The following is an 18,787-nucleotide window of genomic DNA, read 5'->3' as shown; positions in this document are numbered from 1 at the left end:
CCGATAACTGTTCATAGGTAACTGATCACTGCAAAAACATGGGTAGAGAACGTCGTCCACATATTGGAATTTTTGGTAGAAGAAATAACGGGAAAAGTACATTAATCAACTTCCTTGCGGGGCAGGATATTGCTATTGTTTCTGATGTTGCAGGTACTACCACGGATCCTGTAAAAAAATCTTTTGAAATCACAGGATTTGGCCCGGTAATACTTATCGATACTGCCGGGATAGATGATACAGGTGAATTGGGAAAAAAGCGAATTCTTAAAACCAATCAGGCCATTAAAACCATCGATTTGGCCATCTTGGTCATTACCAAAAATACATTTGGTGATTTTGAAAAAGGCTTGATTGAAAAATTCAAAAAGCAAGATGTTCCCTTTATCGCCATTCACAATAAGGAGGATCTAGAACTATTGCATCAGGATACTTTGAGTCTACTAACCAATGCTGGAGCTAAAGAAGTTCTGCATTTCAATTCGGTAGACGGAGATATTGAACCTATCGTAAAGAGCATCAAGAAAACCATTCCCGAATCGGCATTTACTACGCCATCGCTTCTTGGTGATTTAATTAGCTATGGTGATATTGTTCTTTTAATTACGCCAATTGATATTGAAGCGCCTGAAGGACGATTGATTCTACCACAAGTACAAGCCATACGTGATATTTTGGACAACGATGCCATCTGTATTGTTTTAAAAGAACGCGAAGTAGATGCATTCCTTAGAAAAACAGGAATCAAACCTAAGCTTGTTGTTACCGATAGCCAGGTATTTCTGAAAGCTGGGGCTTCTATCCCATCTGATATTGCCTTGACCAGTTTTAGCATTATGCTGGCACATTTCAAAGGCAATTTTTCTGCTTACCTTCAGGGAACTCCAAAAATTTCAGAGCTAAAAGATGGAGACAAAATATTGCTTTTGGAAAGTTGTACTCACCATACCTCTTGCGATGATATTGGAAGAGTTAAAATTCCTCGCTGGATTTCGAATTATACCGGAAAACAACTTGATTTTGTAGTGATTGCAGGTTTAGATGAAATTCCTGGAGAAATGTCGGATTATGCATTACTCATTCAGTGTGGTGGATGTATGATTACGCCAAAACAATTGGGAAATAGATTACAACCTGCCATAGATGCAGGCATTCCTGTTACCAATTACGGTATGGCTATTGCCTATGTGCAAGGAATATACAACCGTGCCGTTGCTCCTTTTGCAAAAATTGAAGATTCTTCATTGGATTATCTGTAATATTTGAACCGTTTAAACATCAATTTTTAATCTTAAAAGTTAAGCTCTCGACGTCTTAACGTGAAGTTTCAGTATTAAAAGCTGAGGTTTCAACGTTAATACTTGTGGCTTCAACATTGACAGCTGATGTTTTAATGTTGAAACATAAAGTTTCGATGTTAAAAGTTGAGCTTTCAACTTTTTATGCTGTAATCTTGGCTCTACAGGACATCAATTTTTATTAAAATTTGAGGTTTTAAGATGAAAACTTGAAGTATCAACATTGCAAGTTCAGGTTTCAACGTTGACAGCTTAGCTTGCGATGTTAAAACATGAACTTTTTACATTGAAATGTCAACTCGCAACATTAAATGGACACGATTCTATTTTAAAAGTTCAACTAAAAACGTTAATACTTGGATTTTAAATGAGTTCATCTCATTTGTTCATATTCACTTTGTAAACAACTCCTCTTTCTTTCAGATACTCAAAAACAAAATTAAAGCAATCAGCATCTTTACCCAGAAATTCAGGAGGATTGATTCCTTTGCGAGAGTATTTGCCTTTTAGCAAGATATTGGCAACTGCAGTACAGGTATATCCCGTAGTTCGTGCCATAGATGTAAATCCTTTTTCATCATCAAACTCATCGAACAAATCGTATACAAGGCATTTTTTTAAGCCACTCTGTAGGCCTTCTACTTCTACTCGCATCACGGTAAACTCTTTCTCTCCCGGCTTCAACTTCCATTTCGAGAATAACAATTTTGAGGTCAAATCAATGGGTTTGATTTTCACACCGTCAATATTAATCTTCTCGTGAGAAAAATAGCCAGTATCCCTCAATACCCTCAAATACTCAATGGTTCCAGGATAACGTAAGGTTTTTTCAATCATATTGGGAACATCCATGGTTTTTATCAGACTGCGTAATCCGTCAGAATTCCATGCCTCAAGCGTTCCAACATTTTCAAAATGGATCAGTTCGGGATCTGACAAAGCTTCGCGGACTACAATATCTCCATTCTGAACATATCGAGCAGGTCTGGTATATTCTTCAATCACGTCAATAGGAGAAAAAACTGCTTTATACTCCCATGGCCACTCTCTTTTGAAAGGCAATCCACCAACAAGACATTTAAAACTTTTCACCTTCATTTTCTCACTGTGATAACCTAGAATCAAATTTCCCATACCTGGAGCAACACCACAATCCGTAACAATACAACAGTTGTTATTTTTGGCGAGATCATCCAATTCAAAAGCATCTTCAGGAAAAAAAGAAATATCCACCATATTTTTTCCTGCCTCTATTACTTCTCGAACTACTTTGAATCCCATGCTTCCGGGCACAGCCCCAACTACCAAATCCGAATCAGCAACTAATTTCCGAACTGTTCCTTCAACCGACAAATCGGCTTTCTTGGTCTTGATTTTAGGATGCCTGGCCAATTGTTCCAATGCATTTGCATCATGATCAATGGCAGTTACAGCAAAAGCTTCACTTAAATCAATAGCGATTAGTTTCCCAACCAATCCGGCTCCTAATACAGTTACTTTCTTCATGATTTCGATTTTTGGTTAAAAGTCTCTATATAATTTACGAATACTATCATGCAATTTCAACTTTAATCGTTTGCCATTGCTTATGATTACAACTGATTATTGTTATCTTTAGTTTTTTAATTAACACCTTAACACATATACAATGACTAAAATATTTTGGCTTTTTCTATTTGCATTGATTTCGATAACCCCTGTCAATGCTCAGAAAACCTTTAGCTTGCAAGGAATGATTGGTGGACTTCAGGAAGAATACATTTACCTGTACAAGTATGATGGAGAAACCAAGGAGTTTATCGATTCTGTTAAAACCAAAAATGGAGAATTCAAATTCGAAGCACCATGTAAACAAGCATTTATTGCAGAATTCAAAATTGCAGGGCGAAGAGCTGGAAGAGTATTTTTGTCTCCAAGCCAAATGAGCCTGTTTGTTCATAAAAAAGATATGAACCACAAATTCTTAATTGGTAAACTAAAAGGTTCTCCTGCACAAAACAGATATGAGGATTTTCAAGCAAAACTAGCCGAAAATAACAAGCAAAAATTAAAAATTGCTGAAAATCTGGAAATTCCGGAAATACAATCAGATTCGGTTAAAAAAAATCAATTCATGAAGGAATATGCCAGACTAAACAAATTCAAAGACGAATACTTCTACAAATATGCCTCTTCTCCAGTTGTTGCTTACCTGATTTACGAAGAATACTTTGCCGCAAAACGTAGCCTGGAGTATGTAAAAGAACAATTGAAAACCTTAAAACTGGCTAATCCAAATGGATTGTACGTTAACAATTTGCAAAAGAGGGTTAATATTATTGAAACCCTTAAAAACAAAGGGCAGTTTCCTGAAATCAAGTCTAAAACTTTAGATGGCAAAGAATATCAGCTCTCTCAACACAAAGGAAAACCTATATTACTATACATTTGGAGATGTTGGTTTCCTGATCGAGCTCAACAATATTATGACGGAGTCAAAGATATTACAAGTTCTTTTCCTTCATTGGAAGTCGTTAACATCATAAGATACTCATCATATGCCAGGGTAAGAATTCCGGGAACCACAGAAACCAAAGCTTGGCATCCTGAACCACGACCTGAATTGAATTGCATTGAAATTGGAAGCTTGAACCAAAACATTGAAGTAGTGCGATACTTAGACAGAGGTTTCAATGCTTTCTTGTTGGATAAAGATGGGAAAATCATTTATCACCAAAATAGTTTGAACATAGAATTGTTAAAATCGCAAGTCTCCTCACATCTTTCAAAGCTGTAGTATTCATTATCAATTTCGATTAACTATATTTAGCACTTTGATAAAAGAGACTAAAGAAATTTAACTATGCCCGATAATTTACTGAAAAACAAAGCCAATTTTGGCACCATGCCAGTTTTCCTAACTGCCATTTCAACCATTTTAGGAGCAATTTTGTTCCTTCGTTTCGGTTGGGCTGTTGGTAATGTTGGATTTATTGGAGTAATTGGAATCATTATTTTAGGTCATTTAATTACCATTCCTACAGCAATGGCAGTTGCAGAGATTGCAACCAACCAAAAAGTGCTAGGGGGTGGAGCCTACTACATCATTTCCCGATCTTTTGGATTAAACATTGGTGCCGCAATTGGAATTACACTCTATCTTTCGCAGGCAATTTCGGTGGCTTTCTATGTGATTGCCTTTGCCGAGGCTTTTGATCCGGCAATTCAATGGCTTGCGGATAATTATGGTCTTTTAATTTACGACAAAAGAGCCATTAGTATTCCAACCATGACCATTTTGGCTGGTTTATTTCTCTATCGAGGTGCCAATATGGGGATGAAAGCCTTGTATGTTGTGGTAGCAACTTTAGGTCTTTCATTGATCATGTTCTTTATCGGATCGCCAGATAATGCTCCAACGGAAATGGTTTTGGATGCTACGGTTGAAAATCCAAAGAGCTTCTTTTATGTATTCACTATTGTCTTCCCGGCATTTACAGGTTTAGCTGCTGGTTTAGGTCTTTCCGGCGATTTAAGAAATCCGAGAAAATCGATACCTAGAGGAACCATTTGGGCAACCGTTGGTGGATTGTTAATATACATTTGGGCAGCCTACAAATTTACCATATCTGCAAGTCCTGAAGATTTGGCTAGCGATCAGTTAATCATGAGAAAGATTGCCATTTGGGGTCCAATTATTCCAATTGGTTTGGCTGCGGCTTCACTTTCCTCAGCGTTGGGTTCAATAATGGTAGCTCCAAGAACCCTGCAGGCAATTGGTCTTGATGATATTTTCCCACAAAAGGGATTGAACAAATGGTTAAAATCAGAAAGCAAGAAAAACAACGAACCCATTAATGCATCGGTGATTTCTATAGCTATTGCATTTGTTTTTGTATTTATTGGCGATGTTGATTTTGTGGCCCAGATTATTTCCATGTTCTTCATGGTAACCTATGGTGCCATTTGTATCATCTCCTTCCTTGAGCATTTTGCAGCTGATCCTTCATACCGTCCAACTTTCCGTTCCAAGTGGTATTTATCCTTAATGGGAGCTGTTCTTTCGGTTTGGATCATGTTCCAAATGAATATGACTTATGCCATATTGTCATTAATGATAATGGGTGGTATTTACTATGGAATTAATGTAACCACGAAAGAAAACAGGGGCTTGGCGAAACTTTTCCGCGGAGTAGTTTTCCAGTTGAGTCGACACTTGCAAATATTTGCGCAACGTGCTGAAAAAGGAGATAGAGAATTAAGCTGGAGGCCTTTTGCCATTTGTATTTCTCAAGATTCATTCAAGCGCCGATCGGCATTTGATTTGTTAAGATGGATCTCCTATAAATACGGGTTTGGAACCTATATTCATTTCCTGGAAGGATTCTTAAACGAGGAAACCAATGAGGAATCGAAACAGGTAATGAACAAGTTGATTAACCTGGCTTCGGGAAGTAAAAACCGGGTTTATCTTGATACAATTATTTCTCCATCCATGACTTCGGCAATTGCACAGGTAATGCAGTTATCAGGAATATCCGGACACGGTTACAACACCATACTTTTCGAGTTCTCGAGAACCGAACCAAAAAGATTAAATTATGTGATTGACAATTACAAACTGCTTGAATCAACTCATTTCGATGTTTGTATTTTGAATACATCCTATAAAGGATTTGGATATCAGAAAGAAATTCATGTTTGGATTGGTGCCAACGATTTGGAAAATGCAAACTTGATGATTCTTTTGGCCTACATCATTCAAGGACATCCTGATTGGAAGAAAGGAACCATTAAGATTTTTGCAATCTATCCGGGCGACCAGTTGGAAAGCCAGAAAGAAAAACTATTGGCTTTGATCAAATCTGGTCGATTACCAATATCTCCAAGTAATATCCAGTTGATTAATGCAAACTATGCCAACAAGAAACAGGTAATCATGTCGAAATCAATAGATGCTGATTTAAGTATTCTTGGTTTTAACCATGAAGAAGTGGTTGAAGAAGGTGTTGATTTGTTTACTGGCTTTGAAGATATGGGTAACATACTTTTTGTGAGTTCTTACAAAGAAATTAAAATTAAATAATGGCTGATTTTATTAAAGTTACCGATGATTTGGGTCGAGAGGTAAACATTCCCTTTCCACCCCAAAGAATCATTCCTGCAGTTCCATCAACAACCGAATTTTTATTCGATTTGGAATTGGAAGGCAAAGTAATTTCACGCACCAAGTTTTGTAGATATCCCAAAGGAAAGATTGAAAAGCTGCCCAATATCGGAGGTCCTAAAAACTTGTATGTCGATAAAATCAACCTATTAAATCCTGATTTAATCCTGGTTAACGAAGAGGAAAACAACAAAGCACAGGTTGAGGCCCTAATGGAAGATTTTCCGGTGTATGTAAGCAAAGTTCGAAATTACGAGGACGCTCTTCAAAATATTTTAAACACAGGAAAGATAACGGGTACAGAGCCTAAGGCTTTCGAAATCACAAATAAGATACGAGCTGCTTTTGCTAAAATTCCTAAAAGCACTAAACCCATAAAAGTATTGTACCTGATTTGGAGAAATCCTTTCATGGGAGTTGGCAAAAACTCCTTTATTAATTCGATGTTGGAAATGTGTGGATTTGTAAACATTCTATCCGATCCACAAGAAAGATATCCAAACCTGACAGCAGAAGAGATAAAGGAACTAAATCCTGAATTGGTACTGCTGTCTTCTGAGCCATATCCATTCGAGGAAGCCAACATCAAAGAAATTCGAGACATTCTTCCCAATGCTAAAATTGAATTGGCAGATGGTGAGATGTTCTCATGGTATGAATCGCACATGCTGCAAGCAGCAGATTATTTTATAAACTTGATTAAAAAAATTAAAGCAGAATAATTCTTTCTATTTTTGCTTTAAAAATTACAACTAAATGGAACGCATTGCTATTTTTCCCGGATCATTCGATCCTTTTACCATCGGACACGAATCTATTGTGACCCGGGCTTTACCTCTATTCGATAAAATTATTATTGCAATAGGATATAACTCTGAAAAGAGACAGTTTTTCCCAATTGACAAACGCATTCAGTGGATTAAAGAAGCTTTTCAAAACAATCCGAAAATTGAGGTAGAAACTTTCGAAGGACTTACCGTTGAGTACTGTAAAAAGAAAAATGCTCACTTTATTTTAAGAGGTTTGAGAACCGCTGCCGACTTTGAGTACGAACGTGCAATTGCTCAAATTAATAAAAAAATGGTTTACGAGTTAGAATCAATCTTTCTTTTAACCACACCCGAGCATACCATGATTACCTCGACCATTGTTCGCGATATCATTCGTCATGGTGGCGATGCTTCGCAATTTTTACCGGAAGTAACAGATCCTGATGCATACAAACTAAATCCATAAACCATGTCAAGAATAAGCAAAACTGTTTTAATTCTAGCTTTATTAACGGCACTTTGGATGCTTATAGCTCCTAATTATTTGCGAACGAGTCTTATTTACTGGTATGCCAATATCGATGATTACAAGATTTTCGAAAATACAGAAGTTAATGTTGCCGATGGCAGAGAGTGGAAAGAAGCAGATTCATACAACAAATATGAATTAGAAACTTCAGATCGTGAATATCTGGAAGATCATGAAACAGTTGCTTATTTAATCATACAAGACGGAAAAGTATTGTACGAAGAATATTGGGATGGCTATGATGCAGATTCTCATTCCAATATTTTTTCTGCCACAAAAAGTATCGTAAGCCTGTTGATTGGTATCGCAATTAACGAAGGCAAAATTAAATCGGTGGATGAACCAATTGGAAATTATTTGGAAGAATTTGCCAATGATGAACGTGGTAAAATAACGATTAAGAATTTGCTTACCATGAGTTCAGGTTTAGATTGGGACGAAGCCTACAGCAGCCCAACATCCATTACCACAAAAGCCTATTATGGCAAAAAGCTGAGACAAGTTTGTACCGATCAGGAATTAATCGAGAAACCTGGCGTTCGCTTCAGATACCAAAGTGGAAACACACAACTATTGTCTTTTATTGTGGAAGAAGCAACAGGCGAAACCATTTCGAAATATGCAGAACGTACCCTTTGGAAACCTATGCATGCGGTAAATACAGCACTTTGGAGCCTGGATAAAAAAGATGGCGACGAAAAATCGTTCTGCTGTTTTAACACCAATGCTCGCGATGCAGCACGTTTTGGCCAATTGGTGTTGAACAAAGGCTCATGGAATGGCAAACAATTGGTATCAGAACAATATATTGCTGATGCAACTGGTGCAGCTGATTACTTATTGAATGAAGAAAAAACAGCGAAACTTGATTTCTATGGATATCAATATTGGGTTCTTCCATACAAAAACATGAACATCCCATACATGCGTGGTCATCGTGGACAATACATTTACGGGATTGCCGAGAAAAATGCCGTTGTGGTTCGCTTTGGTAAAGCAAAAGATGAAATTAAACAAGGCCAGATTACCATGGATATACCAAAGTATGTTGACATTGCCTTAAAAATTCTGAAATAGAAAACCTCTGAAAGTTTCGCCATGAAAAATCTATTTTTTCTTACTTTTTTCCTATTGATTTCCCTTGCTACTAAAGCTGAAAAAGTAGTTCTGTCAGGAACAGCTAAAACTTACGCTGGAAGCACCATCAGTATCATGTATCATACCGATGCATTTACCTACACGAGTGAGAAAATTACCGATTTTAAAGTGGATGAAACTGGCAAATATTCTGTCGAGTTTGATATCGATAAAACGCAACTAATTTATCTGCCTTTGGAAGTGTACAAAGCTTTCTTGTATGTTGAGCCAGGTAAAAAATATGAGCTAAGATTGCCTCCAAAACAAGAGTTGACTCCGGCACAAAAGCTAAATCCTTTTTTCGAAGCCGATGAATTGATGATTGGGATTGCGAACACTGAAGCAAACGAATTAAACCGAATCGTTCGCACACTGGATGACAAAATGGATTCCTTTATCAATCAGAACTTTTACAAAATTTACAGAAAAAAAGAAAAGTCAGCAGGAATTCAATTCTCAGAACAGCTAAAACAGGAATTTGGCAGCATGAAAAATGAGTTTTTTACCGAATATTTTCGATACCGATTGGGATTTTTGGAGTTCTTATCGAACCCAAATTCGTTCCTGAAAATTGAGAATGACTTTTTCAAGAATCAGAAAATTCAGCTGAACAATCCGGCCTATATGAGTTTGTACAAAAAACAGTATGGGAACTTTTTTAACGGATATTTTAAACAGAAAGAAAGCCTGGCATTAAGCAATGCTTACAAAGCAGAAAACACATATGCCGAAATCAAGAAATTGATGCAAAAATATCCTACCTACGACAATGCACAATTGCTGGATATGATCATTGCAACATCTACTTTTGATTCCTTCACCAGAAAATTTATTGGAAAAGAAAAAACTCTTTCGATTCTACAGGATGTCATGAAAACATCGAACAACAATTACAACAAAAACCTTTGCCGCAACTTCATTGCTAAAATTACTCACCTGCAGAAAAACCACCCTGCTCCCGATTTCATACTGGGCGGTGTTCAGTTGGCCGATTTCAAAGGAAAATACCTGTACCTGAATTTCTGCAATACACAATCTTACCCTTGCTTGCAAGATTTTAAAGAGATTGAAAAACTAAAGCAACAATTCGGACAGCACATTGAGTTCTTAAGCATTGTTTGCGATTGGGATGTGAAAAAGTGGCTGGAATTCTCAAAAAACAACAAGTACAGTTGGAAGTTTATTCCTATTGGTGATCAGCATCAGCTAATTCACGAGTACAAAGTAAAAGCTTTTCCAAGCTATGTACTAATCGATCCAAAGGGAAACATTGTTAAAGCTCCTGCCCAGGCACCAAAGGAATACATCCATTTGGAGTTCCTTAAAATTGCCAGGGATGCTGCCAGAAAGTCACAAAAAAAGCATTAAAAAACCACCACTTTTCTGTAGTGGTGGTCGTTATATTTGCCTATATGATTTGTAGTGGTGAATTCTTTAGAATCATTATTATCTACCTTTACCTTGTTGCATTGACCAAAGTGGGCATTGAAAGGTCAAGCTATTTAGTTACCCACTATATTCTATATGAACCATACATTTTAAGCTTTAACCAACTTTTTGGTTTTTAATTTCAACTCAACAGGAGTTATATTTCTTAGATTATCTGATACAGGGCATCTGTCTTCAATCGCTTCCATCCATTTTTTCAACTCTTCCTCACTAGCATCACAGTCTGGCTCAATCGATACCTCTATAGCCTTATAGCCCGCTCTATCTTCAAAAGATTTTCCAAATAATCTATCAGGATTTAACTCTCCTGCCATTTTAATTTTTACCGAACGCAATTCAATGTTCATTTCATTGGCAATAACATGTGCCATTACATTAATACATCCACAAAAAGCAGCCAGGATATACTCCACTGGATTAGCCCCCTCATTGGTTCCTCCTAATTCTGCCGGTTCATCAATAACAATTTCAAACCCTCGTGCTTTTACAACTGTTTTGGTTGGGTTTTCACTATGAGCATTAACTCTAAACTTTAAATCTGACATCTTATTCTTTAATATTTAAATTGATCCTTAAAAATGCCTCATCCCAACTACACTCAAAATTATTGGGCAATGCATAGTTTCACTATATTTGGTGGAATTTAATATCAATTTCAGTCCGTAAATTCCTTGAGAAAATGAATATCGAATTTCTAACCAAAGGGCAACAATGTAAACAAGAGTCGATTAGCGCCAAAGATTGCTTTAATGCTTTAACTCCTGATCAAAAAACATTGGTGGAAAATTCCACCACTCTGCTTCAATTTGCCAAAGGTGAGACCATAATCAAGCAAGGATATGTTGCGTCACACATCCTTTTTTTAGAAAAAGGCATTACCAAAGTAGATGTAAGCAACGATTCTAAAATTTCTACAGTAGGACTATTGGGAAGTGGTTCTTTTATAGGCTTACCCTGCAGCTTTGCTTGTAAAAGTTTTGATTTTTCGGCAGTTGCATTGGAGGAAGCAAGCATTCGAATGATAAATATGGATGTGTTCCAAAGCCTGTTAAAAGAGAATGGAGAATTTGCGCTTAAACTCGTACGTCACATGTCATTAAGCACAAGCATGATGTTGCATCGAACCTGCCGTATTTCCGGAAAAAATGTAGAAGGATCATTGGCCTTTATTCTTCAGGAGCTAAGCGAAATTTATGCTAGTTCAACTTTCACATTGCCCGTAACTCGCATAGGGCTTGCCTCATTGGCTGGTTGCTCTAAAGAAAGTGTTATCAATTCACTCACCAGGTTTCATAACGATGGTATTATTGAAATTGCAGATAAAAAAGTATCAATACTAAAAGCTGATCTACTGGATTTGATTGTGAAGAATGGATAGTTGATTTTCATGAGCACTACCCAAAAATTACATCGTGCTTGTCATTATTTTAACACGCTTCTCAAAAATAAGCTCCGCTGCGGAAAATTTTCTCAAATCTGCGCATTTTTTTGGCATGCATTGAAGATTTTAAGCAATGCCTACTCATTTTGAAGTCACGCTGCGCAAAAATATGTCCCGCTGCGCACTTTTCTCATCAAGCTGCGCGTTTTTGAGGTCCGCTGCGGCAAAATATGTCAAATCTACGAACTTTTAAGCCGCGCTGCGCCAAATTTAGGTACGCAGCGCTTATTTTACCCGTGCTGCGCATTTTTTCCTAGCATGCGTGGGGATTTTAGGAGCTTACTGTCATTCGGATACTTTAAAAATTCACAGAAGAATATGCGAAAATTAAAATTTCAGCTCCCTATTAATCTTAGCAACTAATTCTTGCTTTTCCTGTAAGGATTTTTGATATTTTTGAATTGCTTTTTGATTACTTCGTTTGATAAAAAGCATCCGAAGGAAGGAAATACAAATCAAAACGACATATACTGGAATATTACTCTCAAATAAATCATCAAACTTAATAAAGCCTTGTTTACTGTACCCAAATGTGAGCAAAACAGCCAACATTGTGCAATAAAACAATTCTCTTATCACATTTTCCCTAACAATCTCTGAATGACTTTTCCCATGCATTTTCTCAAATGCTACTTCAATGGCATTCTTTAAATCATTCTTTATTCTTAGCAGTTCTGCAGAATTGTATCCCCTTTCGAATAATAAATTACCTGCATAAATCTGTGGATCGATATTAATTCTATTGCTCTCTCGAAATAAATCAAGCAATTCGGTATTGCTTCTTTTATTTAGCTTCTTTTTCCAATCCAGAATTCTCCAATCAAGCATTCTCTAATTTTATCGGTTATGCAATCACTTCCAGTATGGAAGCATAAGTATTGTTTTTAAACGCTTCCATGTTATCTTGGGCCAACCATTTTACTTCCTGAATGTCCTCCTCGGTTTGAGGAACCAATTCTTCAGATCCTGAATAAGTCATTTGATACCAATAGGTGCGTTTCAAAACAAATTTGCCTTTCATCCAATAAGTATGATAGGTCGAGTTAAGTTCCTTTTCGATCTCAACTCCAGAGATTCCACACTCCTCTTCCACCTCGCGAATTGCAGCTTCGGGAATTTCTTCACCCTTCTCTACTTTTCCTTTGGGCAAATCCCATTTGTCCAATCGGTAAATGGCCAAAATCTCATGGTTCGAATTGTATACCTTTCCACCTGCAGCTTCAATGTATTTAAAGCACGATTTAAAATGAGCAAAAAGCGCTTCAAGATCGTCGGCAACCACAAAAATTTGCTCCCTGTGTTCTTCCTCATCAAACTGAAGAATTAATCCTTCAAGTGATTCTCCTTCAGTCCATGCATAAACCATTCCATCAAAATTCACACATTCCTTTTTATCACCTAAAAAAATCAATCGATCTTTAAAAAATACTTTATACATTTGCGGTAGATTTTTAAAATACATCGGAAAAACATAATGCTTTGAATTTCCGTGTTTTGAATTCGTATAACAATCCATAAATCCAGAGAAAGTATGCAAGATACTGCTAAACAAGTCGCTGAATATTTGCTACAAATTAAGGCAATTAAACTAGAACCAACAAACCCATTTACCTGGGCATCGGGATGGAAATCTCCTATTTATTGTGACAACCGTAAAACCCTTTCTTACCCAGAGGTTAGAACCTATATCAAGAAAGCTTTTGCTGAAGTTATAATGGAAAAATATCCTGAAGTTGAAGTAATTGCAGGTGTTGCAACAGGTGCTATTGCTCAGGGAGCTTTGGTTGCTGAAGAAATGAATAAACCAATGGTTTACATTCGTTCATCGGCAAAAGCTCACGGAATGACCAACTTAATTGAAGGTGAAATTAAGCCAGGACAAAAAGTTGTGGTTATCGAAGATTTAATTTCGACTGGCGGTAGTAGTTTAAAAGCTGTTCAAGCTTTAAGAGAAGCTGGTTGCGAAGTATTGGGTATGGTAGCTATTTTTACTTATGGTTTCCAAAAAGCAGTTGATAATTTTACTGAAAACAATTGTAAGCTTGATACTTTAAGTGAATACAACATCATGATCGATCGTGCTCAAGAAATTGGATACATTAAAGCTGAAGATGTTGATCAATTGAAAGAATGGAGAAAAGATCCGGCAAGCTGGGGTGTTTAAATACTGGTTTACCGATAAAAAAATAATTTTAGAAAAGAGAGTATTCCTATGGAGTACCCTCTTTTGTATTCTTAATACGAAGACTAATGTCGACAACAAAAATTGTAAGTGAAGTACATAAGATTCCACATCTGGTAGGCGATGTATATGGTTTCTTATCTGATTTTAGAAAAATTGCCAAAGTTTTTGAATTGGCTGCAGAAAATCCTCAGGTGCAAGAGCAAATTGAAGCTCAAACCAAAAAGAAGATGAACATTAAAGAACACATCGAACATTGGGAAGCAACTGAAGACAACTGTACATTTGTAATTAAAGGATTCGGTGAAGCTGGATTACAATTTGTCGAAAAAGAAGAAAATAAAACCTTAAAATTAACCGGGTACGGAAGAAGTCCATTCGAATTCTGTTTATGGATTCAATTAATTGATAAGGGACCTTACGACACTAGAGTGCGATTAACCGTGCATGCTGAATTAAATGCCATGATGAAAATGATGCTGAAAAAGAAGTTGGAAAAAGGCATCAATCAATTGGCAGAGGGATTGACTCAAATTCCTTTCAGTGCACTTCAGAATATGGAATAGGATCAAACTTGATCAGGATAAGCTGTTGAAAAAACTCAACGGCTTTTTTTGTGCCTTGCTATTTTTTAAATAGCTTTGGATTGAATGAATCTAAATAGTAGACATAGAATTCTTGGTTTTTTACTTGCAATGGCATTTGTTCTGCCAATTGTAATTAAAGCCCAGCACATGATGTTCCCTAATCACGAGCATCATTGTCATTCTTGTACAAATCACACTCCTGATGTAGCTGACATTTGTGCTATTCAGGATTTCGACTACTTCTATTTTGATTCTACTGATATGCTTCATATCCCTGCTGTTAGCAGTACTGAATTCATATCTCACAAAGCAAAACAAACCATTAAAATTCAAACTCCTCCGAGATTTGATTTTAGCTTGCGTGCTCCTCCTGAGTTTTTTGAAATATAAATGCCTTAAAAAACAAGTCTCAAATTATGCATTTGAAGTGAATCTATGTTGATATCACTTATCGACTTGTATTTGTGTTTTACCAAATCAAAAAACTCTTTTCAAATTATGATCAGATATTTTCTGGCAGTATTATTACTATTGCCTTTTTACGCTTTCTCATCAGTAGAGCTAAGCAACAACAAATTAAGTGGGACCGTTAAAGATCAAAACCATGGCACTCCCCTACCTGGAGTAAGTATTTTTGTACCAGAATTACAAAAAGGTGCAGTTAGTAATTCTGATGGTACTTATGTATTGGAACATCTTCCAGAAGGGAAGTTAACGGTTCAGTTTTCTTTTGTTGGTTACGAATCAATTATCAAAACCATTAACATTCAATCCGAAAACAATCAACTTAATGTTGATATGGAATTTACCTCAGTAACCACCCAAGATATCGTAGTTTCCGGTGGTTTTCCTTCGGCTCAGCACGAAAACTCAATTAAAATTTCAGTTCTTAACAAAGAGAAATTGGAACTATTGGTCAGTCCTTCGCTTGGAGAAAAGCTATCCAGCATACCAGGTGTTGATGTAATCTCAAGAAGTCCGGCAGTAAGTACTCCTGTCATCAGAGGATTATCCCTAAACAACATCATTTTCTTAAACAATGGAGTTCGATTAGAAAATTTCCAGTTCTCAACCGATCATCCATTTTTGGTTAATGAACAAGGAGCAAATCATATCGAAGTAATAAAAGGTCCTGCCTCATTGCTTTACGGATCGGATGCAATGGGTGGTGTGATTAATATCCTTCGCGAAAAACCGGCACCAGCGAATTCAATTCAAGCAGATGTTTCTTCTGAATTTCACTCTGTATCCAGTGGATGGAATCACAGCATTGGCGTAAAAGGAAGTTCGAACAGTTTGTTCTGGATGCTAAGAGCAACAAAACAATCTCATCGCGATTACAAAGACGGAAATGGTGAGTTTGTACCAAATACCCGTTTCAATTCAGAAGGATTACAATTGGGTTTAGGATTGATTAAAGACTTTGGTAGTTTTAAACTTTATTACGACTACCTACAGCCTAAATTAGGTATGACAAACAGTGAAGCTTTAGAGGTTGTAAGTGCAGGCAATCGAAAGAACCACTATTGGTTTCAGGATTTAAGCCAGCACCTTATTTCGTCGAGAAACAGATTATTTCTGGGAAATTACAAGTTGGAAGTAAATGCTGCATATCAATTCAATAACCGACAATTAAAAGGTAATCCTAATTCGGAGCATTTCCGATTGGTGGATATGGATTTAAAAACCTTCACCTACGACAGTAAGTTGTATTTCCCAACAGGAGAAAACACAGAGTTCCTGGTGGGAGTTCAAGGCATGCATCAATCGAACAAAAATCAGGGAGCTCCGAATAGAATTATCCCTGATGCGAAAATTGATGACTTTTCTTTATTCTCTTTGCTGAAAAAGGAAGTTGGGAAAGCAGATATTCAACTTGGGGTTAGATATGATCACAGATCTCTTTACGTTCCGGAACAAGAAGCTGGTGGACACTCGCACGGAGAACCAGAAGACGAACATCATGAAGAGGAAGGTGATCATCACGAAGAAGAGGAGGAACATCATGAAGAAGAAATGGTACATATCAATCGGAAATTTGATAACCTGAACGCTTCCTTAGGTGCAACATTTCACCTTTCTGAATCATTATTAATGAGAACTAACCTGGCTACAGGATACCGTGTGCCAAATTTGGCTGAACTTTCACAACATGGTCTTCATGGTAACAGGTTCGAGGAAGGAAATTCCGACTTAGATGCTCAAAAAAGTTTCGAAACCGATTTGGGACTACATTATCACACAAGTAATCACAATATCGATTTTTCACTTTTTTATAATAAAGTTTACGATTTTATTTATTTGGCACCTACTGATGAAGCTGCCCCAGAAGGAGCCGGATTTGTTTATGCATACGATCAGCAAGATGCCAAATTATATGGAGGTGAAATTGCGATAAATGTAGTACCAGTAGATTACCTAAAAATTCATTCCGATTATTCAATGGTAATTGGGAAGCAAGATGATGGCGGAAGACTGCCATTTATACCACAACACAAATTGAATACAAGCCTGGAATTCTTTGGTAAAGGCAACAAGCAATTTAAGAATCCTTTTATCAAATTCGAATGGAAATATGCTATGGATCAAAATGATCCTGCTCAGTTTGAAACCAAAACTGCAGACTATCATCTGTTTAATATTCAAACAGGAACTTCTTTTAAAATTGGAAACTTTAATGCTAAACTATTGGCAGGCGTAAGCAATTTGTTCGACAAGACTTATACAGATCATTTGTCGAGTCTTAAACCTTTAGGATTTTATAATCCGGGACGAAATGTGAATGTAAAATTGTCATTCAATCTATAAAAGAATCCGCGATAATAAAGAAACCTGATAAATACTTCTTGTCTATCAGGTTTTTTTAATTTGGTATTAAAGCTATACTTATTTAATAAAACTCACCTCTTTAAAATTGTAGATTCTCTCCTTTCCTTCTGCAACAATTCTCAATTGTCCCCATTCTGTAATTCCCACAATTTTTCCCTTAAATACACCATTTTTATCCTCATAGGTATGAGGTTCATTCATCCAATAAAGTGTATCTAAGTAATCTTTTTCCAACTGTTTTTTATCGCCATCCTCAAGTTGGAAGTATCTATTTTCAATTTTACCCAATAAGTTCGAAAGCTCTGTCTCTAAATCATACTCCTGATTTGTACAGTTCAAAAGAGAAATTGGATTTGGAGCATCCGATACAAACTTTCTTTGGTTAATATTTAAACCAATCCCACATACCGATGTACTCAGTACAGATCCCATTATGGAGTGTTCGATCAAGATTCCCGCAATTTTCTTATCTCCAACATAAATATCATTTGGCCATTTAACAAGAACATCATCCAAATATTCTTTCAAATAATCATACACGCCAAGAGAAATTACCATCGAAATATGAAATTGATCGGGAATTGGTAGAAATTCTGGTCTAAGAATGATACTAATGGTAAGGTTTTTGCCACTTTCACTTTCCCAAGAATTTGTTTGCTGTCCGCGGCCTTTTGTCTGATTTAATGTCAAAACGACAGTCCCGGCTGCAGGATTTGCGGATTTTATCAATTCCAGGGCAAAATTATTTGTGGAATTTATCTCGTTCTTACGTATAATTAATTGGGGAGTAAATAATTTTTGCTGCATGTAATGGCTTGTTGGTTTATCATTTATGGAATTACTATCTTTAAAAATAATACATTCCTGATCGACAAAAATAAGAAGAAAGATTAAACAATTATAACTCTTGAAAGCTTATAAAATCTGTAGATTAGTAAATTATAACACTTTCGACAAGCAATATGCAAAAGGAAGTTATTGAGAATAAAAAAAAATTATCTTTGTAAGTAAAATTAAAATATGACAAAAAAGCAGGAGTATAACTCAGAGGAGCTGGTTGAGACAATTATTGAAGGATTGCAAGAGAGGAAAGCTGAAGATATTGTAAAAATAGATTTAAGAAATATCGACAGCTCGGTATGTAAATATTTCATAGTCTGTAATGGAACATCTACTACGCATGTTACAGGTTTAGCTGATTCCGTTGAAGATTACGTAAGAGAAGAAATTAACGAAAAAGTATGGAAAAAAGAAGGATTACAAAATGCACAATGGATCCTTTTGGACTATGCAGATGTTGTAGTTCATATTTTCCAAAAAGAATATAGAGATTTTTACAAATTAGAAAGTTTATGGGCAGATGCTCCAATCACCCGAATGGAGGATCCTCAGCCTAATCAATAACCTTTAACTAAAAAG

Annotated in this window: 18 protein-coding genes; 13 read left to right on the top strand and 5 right to left on the bottom strand. The window is 36.4% G+C overall.

Annotation, left to right across the window (positions count from 1 at the left end):
- Positions 1–38 precede the first annotated feature (38 nt).
- Positions 39–1,259, top strand: coding sequence for a [FeFe] hydrogenase H-cluster maturation GTPase HydF (gene hydF / locus BXY64_RS03360; protein ID WP_120238542.1), 1,221 nt, complete (start codon positions 39–41; stop codon positions 1,257–1,259).
- Between the two features lie 417 nt (positions 1,260–1,676).
- Here the strand turns inward: hydF and BXY64_RS03355 are convergent, their stop codons facing one another.
- Positions 1,677–2,804: a saccharopine dehydrogenase family protein gene (locus BXY64_RS03355; protein WP_120238541.1), complete on the bottom strand. Its 1,128-nt coding sequence runs from the start codon at positions 2,802–2,804 to the stop codon at positions 1,677–1,679.
- A gap of 142 nt (positions 2,805–2,946) precedes the next feature.
- On the opposite strand from BXY64_RS03355, the gene BXY64_RS03350 reads away from it, so the two are divergent.
- From BXY64_RS03350 to BXY64_RS03325, 6 genes are all read left to right on the top strand, one after another.
- The gene (locus tag BXY64_RS03350) at positions 2,947–4,074 is read left to right on the top strand and encodes a DUF4369 domain-containing protein (RefSeq protein ID WP_120238540.1); all 1,128 of its coding nucleotides are present in this window, start codon (positions 2,947–2,949) and stop codon (positions 4,072–4,074) included.
- Between the two features lie 66 nt (positions 4,075–4,140).
- The gene (locus BXY64_RS03345; protein ID WP_120238539.1) at positions 4,141–6,363 is read left to right on the top strand and encodes an APC family permease; all 2,223 of its coding nucleotides are present in this window, start codon (positions 4,141–4,143) and stop codon (positions 6,361–6,363) included.
- Positions 6,363–7,166, top strand: coding sequence for an ABC transporter substrate-binding protein (locus BXY64_RS03340; protein WP_120238538.1), 804 nt, complete (start codon positions 6,363–6,365; stop codon positions 7,164–7,166). The genes BXY64_RS03345 and BXY64_RS03340 overlap by 1 nt, the downstream gene beginning before the upstream one ends.
- 34 nt (positions 7,167–7,200) lie before the next feature.
- Entirely contained in the window at positions 7,201–7,680 is a 480-nt protein-coding gene (gene coaD, locus BXY64_RS03335) for a pantetheine-phosphate adenylyltransferase (protein WP_110361050.1), read from the top strand.
- Positions 7,681–7,683: 3 nt separating this feature from the next.
- Complete coding sequence (locus tag BXY64_RS03330) at positions 7,684–8,820, top strand: serine hydrolase domain-containing protein (RefSeq protein ID WP_120238537.1); 1,137 nt, start codon at positions 7,684–7,686, stop codon at positions 8,818–8,820.
- A 21-nt stretch (positions 8,821–8,841) separates the two neighbouring features.
- A complete protein-coding gene (locus tag BXY64_RS03325; RefSeq protein WP_120238536.1) occupies positions 8,842–10,248 on the top strand; it encodes a TlpA family protein disulfide reductase in 1,407 nt (468 codons plus the stop codon).
- A gap of 170 nt (positions 10,249–10,418) precedes the next feature.
- Here BXY64_RS03325 and BXY64_RS03320 read toward each other — a convergent pair whose 3' ends face one another.
- Entirely contained in the window at positions 10,419–10,874 is a 456-nt protein-coding gene (locus BXY64_RS03320) for an OsmC family protein (RefSeq protein ID WP_120238535.1), read from the bottom strand.
- Between the two features lie 134 nt (positions 10,875–11,008).
- Here BXY64_RS03320 and BXY64_RS03315 point away from each other — a divergent pair, with 134 nt between their 5' ends.
- Entirely contained in the window at positions 11,009–11,707 is a 699-nt protein-coding gene (locus BXY64_RS03315; protein WP_120238534.1) for a Crp/Fnr family transcriptional regulator, read from the top strand.
- A gap of 390 nt (positions 11,708–12,097) precedes the next feature.
- On the opposite strand, the gene BXY64_RS03310 is transcribed toward BXY64_RS03315, so the two are convergent.
- Together BXY64_RS03310 and BXY64_RS03305 are read right to left on the bottom strand one after the other, a co-directional pair.
- A complete protein-coding gene (locus BXY64_RS03310; protein ID WP_120238533.1) occupies positions 12,098–12,598 on the bottom strand; it encodes a hypothetical protein in 501 nt (166 codons plus the stop codon).
- A 16-nt stretch (positions 12,599–12,614) separates the two neighbouring features.
- Positions 12,615–13,208, bottom strand: a complete 594-nt coding sequence (locus BXY64_RS03305) for an NUDIX hydrolase (RefSeq protein ID WP_170150564.1) — start codon at positions 13,206–13,208, stop codon at positions 12,615–12,617.
- Positions 13,209–13,301: 93 nt separating this feature from the next.
- Here BXY64_RS03305 and pyrE point away from each other — a divergent pair, with 93 nt between their 5' ends.
- From pyrE to BXY64_RS03285, 4 genes are all read left to right on the top strand, one after another.
- Entirely contained in the window at positions 13,302–13,934 is a 633-nt protein-coding gene (gene pyrE, locus BXY64_RS03300; protein ID WP_120238531.1) for an orotate phosphoribosyltransferase, read from the top strand.
- Between the two features lie 86 nt (positions 13,935–14,020).
- Positions 14,021–14,518: a hypothetical protein gene (locus BXY64_RS03295; protein ID WP_120238530.1), complete on the top strand. Its 498-nt coding sequence runs from the start codon at positions 14,021–14,023 to the stop codon at positions 14,516–14,518.
- Positions 14,519–14,602: 84 nt separating this feature from the next.
- Entirely contained in the window at positions 14,603–14,929 is a 327-nt protein-coding gene (locus BXY64_RS03290; protein ID WP_120238529.1) for a hypothetical protein, read from the top strand.
- A 108-nt stretch (positions 14,930–15,037) separates the two neighbouring features.
- A complete protein-coding gene (locus BXY64_RS03285) occupies positions 15,038–17,347 on the top strand; it encodes a TonB-dependent receptor (protein WP_170150563.1) in 2,310 nt (769 codons plus the stop codon).
- 78 nt (positions 17,348–17,425) lie between these two features.
- Here the strand turns inward: BXY64_RS03285 and BXY64_RS03280 are convergent, their stop codons facing one another.
- Positions 17,426–18,175 (bottom strand): biotin--[acetyl-CoA-carboxylase] ligase, encoded by a 750-nt coding sequence (locus tag BXY64_RS03280; protein WP_120238527.1) that lies wholly within the window; start codon positions 18,173–18,175, stop codon positions 17,426–17,428.
- A 213-nt stretch (positions 18,176–18,388) separates the two neighbouring features.
- Here BXY64_RS03280 and rsfS point away from each other — a divergent pair, with 213 nt between their 5' ends.
- Entirely contained in the window at positions 18,389–18,772 is a 384-nt protein-coding gene (gene rsfS, locus BXY64_RS03275) for a ribosome silencing factor (RefSeq protein ID WP_120238526.1), read from the top strand.
- Positions 18,773–18,787: the final 15 nt, after the last annotated feature.

Source organism: Marinifilum flexuosum (assembly GCF_003610555.1).
Classification (GTDB): domain Bacteria; phylum Bacteroidota; class Bacteroidia; order Bacteroidales; family Marinifilaceae; genus Marinifilum; species Marinifilum flexuosum.
This window is presented reverse-complemented; position numbering and strand designations above follow the sequence as displayed.

Bases quoted from the DNA above. Each gene is read 5' to 3' on its own strand.
- hydF (WP_120238542.1), top strand. From the start codon at position 39: ATGGGTAGAGAACGTCGTCCACATATTGGAATTTTTGGTAGAAGAAAT.
- BXY64_RS03355 (WP_120238541.1), bottom strand. From the start codon at position 2,804: ATGAAGAAAGTAACTGTATTAGGAGCCGGATTGGTTGGGAAACTAATC.
- BXY64_RS03350 (WP_120238540.1), top strand. From the start codon at position 2,947: ATGACTAAAATATTTTGGCTTTTTCTATTTGCATTGATTTCGATAACC.
- BXY64_RS03345 (WP_120238539.1), top strand. From the start codon at position 4,141: ATGCCCGATAATTTACTGAAAAACAAAGCCAATTTTGGCACCATGCCA.
- BXY64_RS03340 (WP_120238538.1), top strand. From the start codon at position 6,363: ATGGCTGATTTTATTAAAGTTACCGATGATTTGGGTCGAGAGGTAAAC.
- coaD (WP_110361050.1), top strand. From the start codon at position 7,201: ATGGAACGCATTGCTATTTTTCCCGGATCATTCGATCCTTTTACCATC.
- BXY64_RS03330 (WP_120238537.1), top strand. From the start codon at position 7,684: ATGTCAAGAATAAGCAAAACTGTTTTAATTCTAGCTTTATTAACGGCA.
- BXY64_RS03325 (WP_120238536.1), top strand. From the start codon at position 8,842: ATGAAAAATCTATTTTTTCTTACTTTTTTCCTATTGATTTCCCTTGCT.
- BXY64_RS03320 (WP_120238535.1), bottom strand. From the start codon at position 10,874: ATGTCAGATTTAAAGTTTAGAGTTAATGCTCATAGTGAAAACCCAACC.
- BXY64_RS03315 (WP_120238534.1), top strand. From the start codon at position 11,009: ATGAATATCGAATTTCTAACCAAAGGGCAACAATGTAAACAAGAGTCG.
- BXY64_RS03310 (WP_120238533.1), bottom strand. From the start codon at position 12,598: ATGCTTGATTGGAGAATTCTGGATTGGAAAAAGAAGCTAAATAAAAGA.
- BXY64_RS03305 (WP_170150564.1), bottom strand. From the start codon at position 13,208: ATGTATAAAGTATTTTTTAAAGATCGATTGATTTTTTTAGGTGATAAA.
- pyrE (WP_120238531.1), top strand. From the start codon at position 13,302: ATGCAAGATACTGCTAAACAAGTCGCTGAATATTTGCTACAAATTAAG.
- BXY64_RS03295 (WP_120238530.1), top strand. From the start codon at position 14,021: ATGTCGACAACAAAAATTGTAAGTGAAGTACATAAGATTCCACATCTG.
- BXY64_RS03290 (WP_120238529.1), top strand. From the start codon at position 14,603: ATGAATCTAAATAGTAGACATAGAATTCTTGGTTTTTTACTTGCAATG.
- BXY64_RS03285 (WP_170150563.1), top strand. From the start codon at position 15,038: ATGATCAGATATTTTCTGGCAGTATTATTACTATTGCCTTTTTACGCT.
- BXY64_RS03280 (WP_120238527.1), bottom strand. From the start codon at position 18,175: ATGCAGCAAAAATTATTTACTCCCCAATTAATTATACGTAAGAACGAG.
- rsfS (WP_120238526.1), top strand. From the start codon at position 18,389: ATGACAAAAAAGCAGGAGTATAACTCAGAGGAGCTGGTTGAGACAATT.